The sequence below is a fragment of the Pseudomonas sp. UC 17F4 genome (genome assembly GCF_900101695.1).
Classification (GTDB): domain Bacteria; phylum Pseudomonadota; class Gammaproteobacteria; order Pseudomonadales; family Pseudomonadaceae; genus Aquipseudomonas.
In genome coordinates this window covers 5,467,654-5,481,109 of the sequence record NZ_FNKV01000001.1, presented here as the reverse complement: position 1 = coordinate 5,481,109, position 13,456 = coordinate 5,467,654, and the positions used below count along the sequence as shown (strand labels likewise).

At 62.2% G+C, this 13,456-nt stretch carries 9 protein-coding genes and 1 pseudogene; 8 read left to right on the top strand and 2 right to left on the bottom strand.

What is annotated here, in order from left to right:
• Positions 1-40: 40 nt before the first annotated feature.
• Positions 41-925 (bottom strand): annotated as a pseudogene (locus tag BLR26_RS24995) (LysR family transcriptional regulator).
• Positions 926-1,026: 101 nt separating this feature from the next.
• Between BLR26_RS24995 and BLR26_RS24990 the strand changes: the two are divergent.
• The 4 genes from BLR26_RS24990 to guaA all read left to right on the top strand — a co-directional run bounded on the left by BLR26_RS24990 (position 1,027) and on the right by guaA (position 5,644).
• Positions 1,027-1,809 carry a sulfite exporter TauE/SafE family protein gene (locus BLR26_RS24990; protein WP_371128659.1) on the top strand — a complete coding sequence of 261 codons (783 nt, stop codon included), beginning with the start codon at positions 1,027-1,029 and terminating at the stop codon, positions 1,807-1,809.
• 18 nt (positions 1,810-1,827) lie between these two features.
• Positions 1,828-2,385, top strand: a complete 558-nt coding sequence (locus BLR26_RS24985; RefSeq protein WP_093387006.1) for a sugar ABC transporter ATPase — start codon at positions 1,828-1,830, stop codon at positions 2,383-2,385.
• Positions 2,386-2,470: 85 nt separating this feature from the next.
• Positions 2,471-3,940: an IMP dehydrogenase gene (guaB, locus tag BLR26_RS24980; RefSeq protein ID WP_045196472.1), complete on the top strand. Its 1,470-nt coding sequence runs from the start codon at positions 2,471-2,473 to the stop codon at positions 3,938-3,940.
• 126 nt (positions 3,941-4,066) lie between these two features.
• Positions 4,067-5,644: a glutamine-hydrolyzing GMP synthase gene (gene guaA / locus BLR26_RS24975; protein ID WP_045196475.1), complete on the top strand. Its 1,578-nt coding sequence runs from the start codon at positions 4,067-4,069 to the stop codon at positions 5,642-5,644.
• Between the two features lie 65 nt (positions 5,645-5,709).
• Here guaA and BLR26_RS24970 read toward each other — a convergent pair whose 3' ends face one another.
• Positions 5,710-8,637 carry a membrane-targeted effector domain-containing toxin gene (locus tag BLR26_RS24970; protein ID WP_176794298.1) on the bottom strand — a complete coding sequence of 976 codons (2,928 nt, stop codon included), beginning with the start codon at positions 8,635-8,637 and terminating at the stop codon, positions 5,710-5,712.
• A 210-nt stretch (positions 8,638-8,847) separates the two neighbouring features.
• On the opposite strand from BLR26_RS24970, the gene BLR26_RS24965 reads away from it, so the two are divergent.
• The 4 genes from BLR26_RS24965 (at position 8,848) to tadA (ending at position 13,453) form a co-directional block, all read left to right on the top strand.
• Positions 8,848-10,506: a dermonecrotic toxin domain-containing protein gene (locus tag BLR26_RS24965; protein ID WP_093386996.1), complete on the top strand. Its 1,659-nt coding sequence runs from the start codon at positions 8,848-8,850 to the stop codon at positions 10,504-10,506.
• 97 nt (positions 10,507-10,603) lie between these two features.
• Positions 10,604-11,464: a membrane-targeted effector domain-containing toxin gene (locus BLR26_RS24960; protein WP_143013310.1), complete on the top strand. Its 861-nt coding sequence runs from the start codon at positions 10,604-10,606 to the stop codon at positions 11,462-11,464.
• Positions 11,465-11,594: 130 nt separating this feature from the next.
• Positions 11,595-12,971 carry a multicopper oxidase family protein gene (locus BLR26_RS24955; protein ID WP_093386984.1) on the top strand — a complete coding sequence of 459 codons (1,377 nt, stop codon included), beginning with the start codon at positions 11,595-11,597 and terminating at the stop codon, positions 12,969-12,971.
• A complete protein-coding gene (gene tadA / locus BLR26_RS24950; protein ID WP_093386979.1) occupies positions 12,971-13,453 on the top strand; it encodes a tRNA adenosine(34) deaminase TadA in 483 nt (160 codons plus the stop codon). The genes BLR26_RS24955 and tadA overlap by 1 nt, the downstream gene beginning before the upstream one ends.
• The last annotated feature ends 3 nt before the right edge of the window (positions 13,454-13,456 follow it).

Genomic DNA, 13,456 nt, shown 5'->3' with positions numbered 1-13,456 from the left:
GATCTGGCTGACCGTACCTGATCGCGGGGCAAGCCCGCTCCTACCGGTCCTGCATGCAGTTCAAGAATCCTTGCACCAGCGCTCCGGCATCGCGCCGATACGCCAGCGCCACGGTGCTGTTGCAGTCTTCATCAGCCAGTGTCACGAACTTCACCGTCGCCGGCGCAAGGTCCTGCATGCAGCGCGGTAGCAACGCCACCCCGAACCCGGCCTGGATCAGCTGCAGTTATGTGGTTTTGCGCGACACCACCCGCGCAGCCCGGGGGAAGAAGCCTTCACGCGAACACAGCTGAGCAGACAGGTAGCTCAAGCCGCCACGCTGACGGTGAGGGATGGAGATAAAGGCTTCTTCATGCAACTGCGCCAGGTGCACGCTGCTTTCCCCGGCCAGCCGATGATCCTGAGCCACTGCCAGTAGCAAGGGTTCCTCGAACAGCGCCTGCACACATACGTCCTCGTGCTGACGCAGCACCGGCAGGCGCAGCAGGCCCACTTCCAGGCGACCTTCGGCCAGTTCCTCAAGCTGCGCCTCGGAGGACTGCTGGGCGATTTCCATGGACACCCCGGGGTTGTCATGCAGATAGCCACTGAGCCGCGCCAGCAACTGCCCGCTCAGCGGCACGGTGCTCGAGTGACTCAGGCGCAGGCTGCCGCGCACGCCCTGGCCGACCTCACGGGCCAGGCGCTGGGCTTTTTCCAGGTCCACCAGCAAGGTCCGCGCCCGCGGCAAAAAGGCCTGGCCCGCAGCGGTGAGGCGCGGCTGGCGGGCGGTGCGCTCGAACAGCAGGGTCTCGAGTTGCGACTCCAGCTCCTTCACTTGCCGGCTCAGCGCCGACTGGGCGATGAACAGCCGCTCGGCCGCAGCACTGAAGCTGCCGCTCTCGGCAATTTCGACGAAGTAACGCAACTGACGGGTAGAGATCATGCTGCTATGCCGTTTCAAGATGGCTTGTAAGGTAATTGCATATTAGTCGGCATGGCTTGCAGCTGGCTAAAGTTTCTACACCTCCACTGGTGAAGACCGTCATGCTTTCCACCCTGTTTGCCCAATTACCGTTTACCCCGCTCGACTGGTTGCCGATCCTGTTGGGTATTGGCGCCGCCTATGTCGTCTTCGGCATCGCCGGCTTCGGTACCGCGCTGGTGGCCGGCCCGGTGCTGATCAACTTCATGCCGCTGTCGCGGATCATTCCGTTGCTGGTGCTGCTGGATTTCGTCGCCGCCTTCGGCAACTGGTTGCCGGCGCGCAAAGACGTGGCGCGCCCGGAGCTGATGCGCCTGCTGCCATGCATGGCGCTGGGCTGCACCTTTGGCGTGGTGTTTCTGCTCAAGCTCAAGTCCGACGTGTTGCTGTTATTGATGGGGCTGTTTATCAGCGCTTATGCCCTCTACAGCTTGGCGGTGAAGGTCAGGCCGGCGCAGCTGTCGGCGGCCTGGTCGGTGCCGATGGGGACGGCGGGCGGCCTGTTCGGTGCCTTGTTCGGCAGCGGCGGCTTTCTCTATGCGCTCTACCTCAACGCCCGGTTGCCCTCCAAGGAGCAGGCGCGGGCCACCCAGAGCGCGCTGATCAGTTGCAGCACTGTGGTGCGTCTGAGCCTGTTCCTGATCGCTGGCGTATATGCCGACCTGCCGCTGTTGCTGCTGGCCTTGTGCCTGGCGCCGATGATGCTGGGCGGTGTGTACCTGGGCCGGCGCCTGACCCTGAACATGTCGCGTGAGACCTTCGTGCGCCTGGTCACCTGGCTGGTGCTGGCCAGCGGCATTGCCCTGATCGGCCGCTACCTGAGTGAGGTAAACTGGCATCTTTGAACCTGTTTGGCCGCTGTGATGACAAACCAGAGCATTATTGTCCCGAAGATTTCCACCGTCCCCGTCCATGAGGCCCGCGCCCGGGCGATCCTGCGCTGGCTGGTGCGCGAGAAAGTCATTGAGGAGCAACTGAGCACCTGCGGCAGCACCGGTAGCCGTATGGCCTACGCCATCGCCGAGGGCGCACGCAAAGTCGTCGAGCGGCCCGAACTGCTGCCGTTCGGCCAGCCGGTCAACGGCCTCGAGGTGATCACCAAACGCTGCATCTATACCCCCACCGATGGCTTTCTCGAAGAAGCCGGCTGCGCCGAGTGCCGCAAGGAAGTCGGCGTGGCGCTGTTCGAGAGCCTGGAAGACTGGATGCCCGGGCGCACGGAAAACTTCGTTTGCCCGCTGTGCGGCCATGAAGACGACATCAACGGCTTTCTGTTCCTGCAACCCTGTGCGTTTTCCAACCTCGGTTTCATCTTCAATAACTGGACTGCGGCGGGGTTCAGGCAGGATTTTCTGGATAACTTCGCCGATTGGCTGGACCAGCCGGTGGCCGTGGTGCAGGTAAGCCGCGAAGGTAACTGACCGAAGGCCCATCTTTGCATTGAGCGAAGGGCACTGGATGAGTATAATGGCGCGCTTCCATTTTTCCCGCCCGGGAGCCCCCGCGATGCTGCGTATCAGCCAAGAAGCCCTGACCTTCGACGACATTCTCCTAGTGCCTGGTTATTCAGAGGTGCTACCCAATGAAGTCAGTCTCAAGACCCGTTTGACCCGTGGCATCGAGCTGAATATTCCGTTGGTTTCCGCCGCCATGGATACCGTGACCGAAGCCCGCCTGGCCATTGCCATGGCCCAGGAAGGCGGCATCGGCATCATCCACAAGAACATGACCATCGAGCAGCAGGCTGCCGAAGTGCGCAAGGTCAAGAAGTTCGAGGCTGGCGTGGTCAAGGACCCGATCACCATCGAGGCTGACGCCACGGTCCGTGACCTGTTCGAACTGACCCGGCTGAACAACATCTCCGGCGTTCCGGTGCTGCACAATGGCGACCTGGTCGGCATCGTCACCTCCCGCGACGTGCGCTTCGAAAACCGCCTGGACGCCACCGTCCGTGAAGTGATGACGCCTAAAGAGCGCCTGGTCACGGTCAAGGAAGGCGCCGACAAGAACGAAGCCCGCGAGCTGCTGCACAAGCACCGCATCGAGCGCGTACTGATCGTCGACGACAAGTTCGCCCTCAAAGGCATGATGACCGTCAACGACATCGAAAAAGCCAAGGCCTACCCGCTGGCCAGCAAGGACGACCAGGGTCGTCTGCGTGTTGGTGCTGCGGTCGGTACCGGTAAAGACACCGGTGATCGCGTTTCCGCACTGGTTGCCGCCGGCGTTGACGTGGTGGTGGTCGACACCGCTCACGGTCACTCCAAGGGCGTGATCGATCGCGTTCGCTGGGTAAAAGAGAACTTCCCGCAGGTTCAGGTTATCGGTGGCAACATCGCCACCGGCGCTGCGGCCAAGGCCCTGGCCGAAGCCGGCGCTGACGCCGTCAAGGTCGGTATCGGCCCGGGCTCGATCTGCACCACCCGTATCGTCGCCGGTGTCGGCGTGCCGCAGATCAGCGCCATCGCCAATGTTGCCGCGGCCCTCGAAGGCACTGGCATCCCGCTGATCGCCGATGGCGGTATCCGCTTCTCCGGTGACCTGTCCAAGGCCATCGTAGCCGGTGCCTCGGCAGTGATGATGGGTTCGATGTTCGCCGGTACCGAAGAGGCTCCGGGCGAGATCGAGCTGTTCCAGGGCCGTTCCTACAAGGCTTACCGCGGCATGGGCTCGCTGGGCGCCATGTCCCAGGCCCAGGGTTCTTCCGACCGTTACTTCCAGGACTCCTCGGCCGGTGCCGAGAAGCTGGTTCCGGAAGGTATCGAAGGCCGTGTGCCCTACAAGGGCACCCTGACCGCGATCATCCACCAGCTGATGGGCGGCCTGCGTTCCTCGATGGGTTACACCGGCAGCGCCAACATCGAAGAAATGCGCACCAAGCCCGAATTCGTGCGCATCACCGGTGCCGGCATGGCCGAGTCCCACGTGCATGACGTACAGATCACCAAAGAAGCGCCAAACTATCGGGTCGGCTAACGCCTCCAGCGGCAAGTGACAAGCTTCTAGCTCCAAGCGGTAGTTGCTCTGCAGCGGCTACCGCGTAATTCCCGAACAACTTGCGGCTTGCAGCGTGAAGCTTGCAGCTGCATCAGAGATTGAGTCATGGCCCTCGACATTCACGCTCACCGCATCCTGATCCTCGACTTCGGTTCCCAGTACACCCAGCTGATCGCTCGCCGCGTGCGCGAAATCGGCGTGTACTGCGAACTGCACCCGTTCGACATGGACGATGAAGCGATTCGCGAATTCGCCCCGCGCGGCATCATCCTCGCCGGCGGCCCCGAGTCCGTGCACGAAGCCAACAGCCCACGCGCGCCACAGGCGGTCTGGGACCTGGGCGTACCGGTATTCGGTATCTGCTACGGCATGCAGACCATGGCCGAACAGCTGGGCGGCAAGGTTGAAGGTTCCGAGCTGCGTGAGTTCGGTTATGCCCGCGTCGACGTAGTCGGCAAGAGCCGCCTGCTCGACGGCATCGAAGACCACGTTGACGCCGATGGCGTGTTCGGTCTGGATGTGTGGATGAGCCACGGTGACAAGGTCACCCGCATCCCGGAAGAATTCCACATCCTGGCCAGCACCCCGAGCTGCCCGATCGCCGGCATGGCCGACGACACCCGTGGCTACTACGGCGTGCAGTTCCACCCGGAAGTGACCCATACCAAGCAGGGCGGTCGCATTCTCTCGCGCTTCATCCTCGACATCTGCGGTTGCGAAGCGCTGTGGACCCCGTCGCACATTGCTGAAGACGCCATTGCCCAGATCCGCGCCCAGGTCGGCAGCGACAACGTCCTGCTCGGCCTGTCCGGCGGCGTTGACTCCTCTGTGGTTGCAGCGCTGCTGCACAAGGCCATCGGCGACCAGCTGACCTGCGTATTCGTCGACAACGGCCTGCTGCGCCTGCACGAAGGCGAGCAAGTGATGGCCATGTTCGCCGAGAACATGGGCGTCAAGGTAATCCGCGCCAACGCCGAAGAGCAGTTCCTCGGCAATCTGGCCGGCGAAGCCGACCCCGAGAAGAAGCGCAAGATCATCGGCCGCACCTTCATCGACGTGTTCGATGCCGAGTCGAGCAAGCTGCACAACATCAAGTACCTGGCCCAGGGCACCATCTACCCGGACGTGATCGAGTCGGCTGGCGCCAAGAGCGGCAAGGCCCACGTGATCAAGTCGCACCACAACGTCGGTGGCCTGCCGGAAGAGATGAACCTCAAGCTGGTCGAACCGCTGCGCGAGCTGTTCAAGGACGAGGTTCGTCGCCTTGGCCTGGAGCTGGGCCTGCCGTACGACATGGTCTACCGTCACCCGTTCCCGGGCCCGGGCCTGGGTGTGCGCATCCTCGGTGAAGTGAAGAAGGAATACGCCGACCTGCTGCGTCGCGCCGACCATATCTTCATCGAAGAACTGCGCAAGGCCGACTGGTACCACAAGGTCAGCCAGGCCTTCGTGGTGTTCCAGCCGGTGAAATCGGTCGGTGTGGTTGGTGACGGCCGCCGTTACGCCTGGGTCGTGGCCCTGCGTGCGGTCGAGACCATCGACTTCATGACCGCGCGTTGGGCACACCTGCCTTACGAGTTGCTGGAAACTGTCAGCGGCCGGATCATCAACGAGATCGAAGGCATCTCCCGCGTCACCTACGACGTGTCGAGCAAGCCGCCAGCGACCATCGAGTGGGAATGATCCCGCTGCGTGAACCGCTGTAGCGCTTGAAGCAAACGCCCCGACTTGTCGGGGCGTTTGTTTTTTCAGGCTTGAGTCAGGCCCGTGAGTTTGAGCGCCGAGACCAGTTCGCGCAGGTCTTTGAAGCGATGGTTGTGGACGCGGGGCCAGGGCCGGTCGATTGAGACCTGGTCCTCGGTGATGTGGATGACGGTGCGCACGATTGAGCGGTCGTTGCTGCGATGAAACAGTAGAGTCTGATCACCCTGCTGCTCGATCAAGAACATGCCGACCCGCGGCAGGCGGGTTTCGTGCAGGGTTGTCAGATCGGCTGCCCACGACCCCGGAGTTACGATGCGCAGCACCAGGTCATTCTTGACGAAGCGTGGCGCCTGGCCTTTGGACAGGTCGCCAAACCTGCCTTCATCGACAAACAGGCCGACGGTGGTCCCTGCTTCGGCATCGGCTACCCGCAGGCCAATTGCCTGGTTCAACTCGCTGAGCCCTGGCACCTGCTCGAAGGTGTTGGCGTGGGACTCTCCTACCAGCGCAATCCAGCGCCCCGGGCTTTGCTGTTCTACAGCACTGATGATTGAAGTGGCATAGCGATTCATCATTTCGATGCGCAGGGTGCCCTCCGGGTCTGCCAGGCCCGTCTGACGGTAGCTGGCCATGCAGTCGATGGCCTGGATGCGCAGGTGGTTGCGCTGGGCGGCCTTGACCAGGTTGAGGAAAGTGAACTGGCCTGACGGGTCGGTTCCGAACCCGCTATCGAGGCTTTTCAAGTACTTGGTCAAGCCCGGGGGCATCTTCCCGGTGCGCATGAAAATGTCCAGGTCGGCCTGATGGAAGTCGGTCAGCAGATGTTCCATGTACAGCGTGCGGACTTTCTGCTTGGCTAGCACCTCCATGTTCTCGATCAGGAACTTCTTGCTCGCAATCGAGCTGTGACGCTCGCCAATCACCAAACCTTCGGCGCGCTGAAACACCTCCTGGAAAATCGATTTGGGCGTGGCGCTGGCCGCCAGCGTGGGAATCTCTACTCGGGGCTGCACCTGCACTGTACGAAAATACGAGCGGCTTTCCTCCGCTAATTGCGTGCGTATCCGGGTGAATGATTCGGCGGCAGCGTTGAGTTCGGGATCGTTCATGACGATATAGCCTTTGAGTAACTGATCGCCCGGGTTGTTGGCGGCGCTCTCCAGCTTCGCGCGTAACTCGACCGGTACTTCATAGGGCGATAGGGAAAGTACGACGGGTGTTTGCGCTGCCGCGCTGGACCCCCAGGGATGTTTGCTCCAGAACTTGCCACCCCCTTGCAGGCCGGGCTTGGGCAGCAGTTCCCACTGGCCATTGGCGTTGAGCCTCACGGGCTGGCTGCGGTAGAACGCGTACGGGTTCTGTTCATCGATGATCACCCAGGTTTTCATTTCGCCAACGTAGCGCACCGCATAAGGATCACCGTTGAGGGTGATGTAGGTCTGGCCATCGAGCAGATAGGTGCCGCGCAGGTTGCCTTCCAGTTGTGGGCGTTGCCCATCGACAATCACGTTGGCAATCGGCTGCTCCAGGGGCAGATCGATTATCTCTGGCAGGGGACGGGCTTCACTGGCGAAGGGCGGTCGAGGTGTGCGTATGCCGCTGGCGCTGCGTTCGGCTTCAAGTGGATCAACTACTTCAGCGACTTCGGCGGCTGCGCCGACGCCAAATACCAGGGTGGCGTCGAAGGCGGCACTGACAGCGCTGACGATGGCGCCAGTGACACCGGCCTTGCGTTCTGCGGTGGTGTCGCCGTTCACCGCCTGGTCGATGTTCAGTCCCAGGCTGGCCAGGTCCGCACCGACCACCGCCAATGCCACGGGCCAACACACTGCACCGATGACACCAAAGGTGTTGGTAAAGGCATTGAGGTAACCGATCCACATCTGTTTGCGCAGTTCGCTGTTCGAGCGCAGCGCCGTGTCGGCGTCGGCATACATGCGTTCGCGGGCCTGGTCGCGCAGGTAGCTGAACAGATCTCCGGCGATTGGCCGGTCGAGCTGATTGATCAACGAATGGTCAGCATGACCGTAACTGGATACCAGTAGCTCGATAAGGCTGTTCAGGCCGACGCCCGAGCCCCGTGGCGGGTGGACCGACAACGGGAAGTGCGATTCGAAGCGCGCCCGGCTGGCCAGGTCGGTACAGGCCTGTTGCAGCACCCAGATGTGCAGGTCGTTGTTGGTTTCGAAGCTGTGCAGGGCGGTTGTTTCTCCGGGCATATAGACAAACTGATGACCTTCAGGGGAGACAATGCGCACGATGTCGCTGGCCAGGTAGCCGCCTATGTCGAAGGTCCGAACACTCCAGCCCTGCGCCGCCTGCACCTGATCTGCCAGTTGCTTGCGGCTGATCGGGGCACGCAAGTCGCCTGCCACTGCCTTGAAGATCGCCTGGCAGTGCTGCGGGTACAGCACGCCGCTTTGATAGTCCTCATACGCCTTGGCGAGGAAGTTGACCTTGGCCATCAGGCGAAAATCTTCGGCATGGGCTTGCCAGAAGGCATCGAGCCGGTGGTTGAACAGCGTGCTGAAGTCGATCTGCCAGAACTCATTGAGCACATCCTGGCCCAGCATGCGAATTTCATTGGTTTCGTTGAAAACCGGGCTGTGTGGCCCGGCTTGGTAAAAGCCACCGTTCTGTCGCAGCAGATCGCTGTTGTCCTGGTCGTGACTGTTGAAACGGCGCATGACCAACTGTGGCAAGGTCATCGATTCAAGCGGTGGGCCGTAATGCTCCCAGCCGGTGAAGCTTCGTGTACTGCTTACCGCGCCAGCGAAGCGGTGCCAGTAAATGGTGTCTGGCTCTGGAGTCTGTCCGGTGTGCTTGAGCAGCAAGTTGCGGGCAACTTCACGGGCCATTTCCCACATGTCGGGGCATTGAGTCACCAGCGTGGAGGCGATGGTGTCGAGCGCTTGCTTCTGGCCTTGGCTGGAGGCCAGCGAATCGGAATGGACATTTAATTGATAGGGCATGTGCATCTCCTTGCAGATGAATGCCCATTGAGAAAGCCTGCGTCATACCTGCTGCCATAGGTATTTGTTGTTACAACGAAATGGATTTTTCTGACGTTACATCGAGCCGTTTCCCTGTCTAGCTGATGGCCGCCGGGAATACTTATGTAGTACCGCTGGCATCGACGCACGACCCAGGCTGAGGGTTTCTTGTGCAACGGAACTCATGTCATGGAACATTCGCAACCTGATGATCAGTCCACCCTGCAACTGGCGGCGGTTCGTGCGTCGCTGCGCCGGCTTGCCGAAACGGTGGTCAATGCCTTCCCGGACCTGCATGCCAGCGCCGGCGACGCAGCGGCGCAGCTGCTGGCCACACAAGCCAACCTGCACGCTGATCCGGACAGGATCTACTGGAACCGTTTCTCTCACGCTGCCAGCAACAGCCGCAGCTTTACAGGCTGGGAGCACTATGGAACACCTGATCAGTCCTTGACCTTGACCGAACTGGTCATGCGCCGCTTTCGCGTCAGTGACCAGGACAATGCCGACCTGCTGCTGTTGTACGGCGGTTTCTACACCGAGGGAGCAGAGGCGAGGCGCTTCGATGAAAGCAATGAAGTGCGACTGGACCCGCAAAAGGTCCTCAACGCCTTGTGGGAGATGGACTTTGGCGCCAGGTTCCAGCGCCAGCGAACGGCGTTCTGGGTCGAGCACGGTGCTGATGTGCGCGCGCTCAGTAAGCTCACTTACCTCGCGCAAGCGTTGCAGGCAGGCCTCGGCGGACAACTGAACGAGCAGCAGTTGCAACTGGTGTTCGACGCTGTCGGCTTTGACAGCAGCGTTGCTGCCCATCTGCAGCATTTTGAACACGTACAGCAACCTGCTGCCGGCATTCAGCTTGCGACCTTGAGCCTGGCCGGGCAGGCGTCGTCGGCGCTGGTGTGGTTGCAGGGGCCGGGGGCGCAGCATGTGCTCTATATGCCCGGTGCGGTGCCGTCGTTCCAGGCTTTCAGTAGCCAGCAGGAGTTGGCCGAATGGCTGTTTGGCTGGCTGCAGGTGGCCGTCAGCCGCGAGCAATTGTTGGCTTATTTCGCCAGTGATGCGCAGCAGGTGCAGAGGTTGCGTGAGCAACTCGCCTCTTGGGCGCAAGGCTCGGTCGAGGCTTTTGCCGCTCAGGTGCAGCGTGCGCCGATCAACGGCGAGGTCTTCACCTGGATGCGCGACAACGCCCGGCAGCACATGGAACTTGAAACCGATGCGGCCCTGCGTACCAATGCCGAACTGCGTGCGCAATTGTGGGTGGGTTACCTGGGCGTGGCCTCGCGCCTGCTGGGCGCCGTAGCGCCGGCGGGTTGGCCGTTGGCATTGCTGGCGGTGGCAACGGGCACTGCCAGTCTTGCCTTGAACGTCGAGCAGGCGGTCGATGGCGACAATCCCGAGGAGCGGCGGGCGGGTGTGCTTGGGGCGATTCTTGCCGGTGTCGAGGTCTTGCTCAACCTGCCATTCCTGCTGCCGCTGGGGCGTGGCGCGGCGCAAGCGCTGGGCCAGCTTGAAAGCAACCAGATCATTGACGTACCCGAGGCTTTCAGCGGCATCAAACAAGGTGTCAGTACCCTGGCTGATGGCGCCCAGTACATCGAGCTTGAGGGCGTGCCCTATCGGGTTCGATATGACCAGGCCTTGCGTACCTGGCTGATTGTTCCTGATGACAATCCCTTTGCGTTCAATGGGGTAGTGCCCGTGCGTCTGGACGAGCAGGGGCAGTGGGGCGTGCTCGAGGCTGCCTGCCTGCGCGCAGGTGGCCAGTGCCTGGGGGGGGCTGACGCCCGAGGCGCCGGCGGTGCCGGTAGATTACTCGCCCTTCGACGCTGCGCCTGGCAGCTATGAAGTCCCGGAACCGTCCCGGCCCGCTGTGCGGGAGCTCATCAGTGCAAACAATCGGCGGGCGATCGGCGGTGATTACTACGACCCCGCGTCGCCACTGATGGAGGTACGTGACAGCCTGCAGCAGATCCGGCAGCAATTGCGCACGGATGCCGAGCGGTTTTTCACCCGGCTGACCCTGCCCAGCTTCAAGATTCACCCGCCAGCGGCCTCTATCAGCCCGCAGCGGGCATTCATCGAGCTGTTCGACGAGCATGCCGGCGTGGTCATAGGCGAATCCCACGCTTCGATCGCCAGCAAACGCTGGCTGCTGGAAAACCTCACTCCGCTGTATGCCAAGGGCGTGCGCACGCTCTATCTTGAGCACCTGATCACCGACCTGCACCAGGCGGATCTCGACCTGTTCCATCGCAGCGGGCGCATGACTACGCAATTGCGGCGCTACCTGGACCGTCTGGATCTTGGCCATCGCACCGACAGCGCCGGCCGCTATAACTTCCTGGAGCTGGTGCGCAAAGCCCGGGGCAACCGAATCAGGGTGCGGGCCTTGGATTGCGTCGCCAGTTATCACCTGGAAGGCCTCGACCTGGAGCAGCCGGGCAATCCGCTGCGCCAGAAAGTCATGAACTACTATGCCAACCGGGTTATTGGCGCCACGCAAGGCGAGGCTGACGCCGGCAAATGGATCGCGCTGGTCGGCAACACCCATAGCAACCTGTACAAACGCGTGCCAGGCCTGGCCGAGCTGCAAGGGGTGCCGGGTTTGCGCCTGGTCGATGCCGGGCCGGGGCAGGCCAGCGGCATTACCCTGGATGCGGGAGAGTACTATCTGCCGAGCATGGGCAGGCCCGACGGTATCGTCCAGGGCGATCTACGCCTGGCACTGCAAACCCAGGATCAGCCCGTTGCCTTTCGCGACGCCATCACTGCGCCGCCAGGGGTTATAAGGCCGGGAACCTAGGCCCTGCGGCAACTCTTCACTTAATATTTCTCAATTGCAGGTGTATCGTATTCGCCCTTCATCGCCGGTACCTTGGCACTTTGCCACCAGGTGCCGGCATGTTGTTCCTGCGATGTGAGGTACCTGCTGCATGTCCTTTACCCGGCGACAAATTCTCGGTGGCCTGAGCGGCCTGGTGGCGATTGGCCTTGGCGCCGGTGGCGCATCGCGGTACTGGCTAGGAAGGACCGATCCGGATGCCGGGCATGACTACGAGCTGATTGCCGCGCCGCTGGATGTCGAGCTGGTCTCCGGCTTCAAGACCGAGGCCTGGGCCTTCGGCCCGTCGGCGCCGGGCACCGAGTTGCGGGTGCGCCAGGGCGAATGGCTGCGGGTGCGTTTCATCAACCACCTGCCAGTGGCCACCACCATCCACTGGCACGGCATCCGCCTGCCGCTGGAGATGGACGGGGTGCCTTACGTCTCGCAGTTGCCGGTATTGCCGGGCGAGTATTTCGATTACAAGTTCCGCGTGCCGGATGCTGGCAGCTTCTGGTATCACCCGCATGTGAACAGTTCCGAAGAGCTCGGCAAAGGCCTGGTCGGGCCGCTGATCGTCGAGGAGCGCGAGCCCACCGGCTTCCAGCACGAACGCACCCTGAGCCTGAAGAACTGGCACGTCGACGAGCAGGGCGCTTATCTGCCCTTCAGCATCCCCCGTGAAGCTGCCCGTGGCGGCACCGCCGGCCGGTTGATTACCATCAACGGCCAGGCCAACGCCGTGGTCGAGATGCCTGCCGGGCAGATCGTGCGGGTGCGTCTGCTCAACCTCGACAACACCCTGACGTATCGCATTAACCTCAAAGGCAACTTTGAGGCGCGGGTCTACGCCCTGGACGGCAACCCCATCGTTCCGCGCCCGCTGGGCAAAGACTACTGGCTGGGCCCGGGCATGCGTATCTGCCTGGCGATCAAGATGCCGCCAGCCGGTGAAGAACTGTCATTGCGCGATGGCCCGGTGCGCCTGGGCACCCTGCGTTCGGTAGCCAGCAGCGAAGCCCCGGGCGACTGGCCGCCGGCGCTGCCGGCCAACCCGATCGCCGAGCCGGACCTGGCCAACGCCGAAAAGCTCAACTTCAATTTCGAGTGGGTCGGCTCGGTTTCGGTAAATACCGACAACGGTAAGCCGCCGAGCCTCTGGCAGATCAACGGCAAGGCCTGGGACATCACCGACAAGACCTGCGCCGACCGGCCGATTGCTACGCTGCAAAAGGGCAAGAGCTACATCCTCGAGCTGAAGAACATGACCCAGTACCAGCACCCGATCCACCTGCACGGCATGAGTTTCAAGGTGATCAGCTCGAACAAGCGCAAGATCGAGCCGTATTTCACCGACACTTACCTGCTGGGCAAGAACGAGCGCGCGCGGGTGGCGCTGGTGGCGGATAACCCGGGTACCTGGATGTTTCACTGCCACGTGATCGATCATATGGAAACCGGCCTGATGGCCGCGATCGAGGTGGCCTGATGCGTCAGCCGCAGATCATCGATCGCAGCCGCGACCAGCAATTCATGCGCCTGGCGCTGGAGCTGGCGGCGCAAGGCGCGGCCATGGGCGAAGTGCCGGTGGGCGCGGTGCTGGTCCAGCACGGCCAGGTGATCGGCCGGGGCTTCAACTGCCCGATCAGCGGCAGCGACCCCAGTGCCCATGCCGAGATGGTCGCCATCCGCGCCGCCGCCCAGGCCGCGAGCAACTACCGGCTGCCCGGCAGCACCCTGTACGTGACCCTGGAGCCGTGCAGCATGTGCGCCGGGCTGATCGTGCATTCGCGGATCAACCGGGTGGTGTACGGTGCGCTGGAGCCCAAGGCCGGCGTGGTGCAGAGCCAGGGGCAGTTCTTTACCCAGGGCTTTCTCAACCACCGGGTGCTATTTGAGGGTGGGGTGCTGGCAGAGGAGTGCGGAGCGATTCTGTCCGAGTTCTTCAAGGCGCGACGGGCCAAGGCCTGAGGT

What these genes read in the sequence shown, in the direction of transcription:
- guaA (WP_045196475.1), top strand. Translation starts at nt 4,067, where the DNA reads ATGGCCCTCGACATTCACGCTCACCGCATCCTGATCCTCGACTTCGGT.
- BLR26_RS24960 (WP_143013310.1), top strand. Translation starts at nt 10,604, where the DNA reads ATGGAGGTACGTGACAGCCTGCAGCAGATCCGGCAGCAATTGCGCACG.
- BLR26_RS24965 (WP_093386996.1), top strand. Translation starts at nt 8,848, where the DNA reads ATGGAACATTCGCAACCTGATGATCAGTCCACCCTGCAACTGGCGGCG.
- guaB (WP_045196472.1), top strand. Translation starts at nt 2,471, where the DNA reads ATGCTGCGTATCAGCCAAGAAGCCCTGACCTTCGACGACATTCTCCTA.
- BLR26_RS24970 (WP_176794298.1), bottom strand. Translation starts at nt 8,637, where the DNA reads ATGCCCTATCAATTAAATGTCCATTCCGATTCGCTGGCCTCCAGCCAA.
- tadA (WP_093386979.1), top strand. Translation starts at nt 12,971, where the DNA reads ATGCGTCAGCCGCAGATCATCGATCGCAGCCGCGACCAGCAATTCATG.
- BLR26_RS24985 (WP_093387006.1), top strand. Translation starts at nt 1,828, where the DNA reads ATGACAAACCAGAGCATTATTGTCCCGAAGATTTCCACCGTCCCCGTC.
- BLR26_RS24955 (WP_093386984.1), top strand. Translation starts at nt 11,595, where the DNA reads ATGTCCTTTACCCGGCGACAAATTCTCGGTGGCCTGAGCGGCCTGGTG.
- BLR26_RS24990 (WP_371128659.1), top strand. Translation starts at nt 1,027, where the DNA reads ATGCTTTCCACCCTGTTTGCCCAATTACCGTTTACCCCGCTCGACTGG.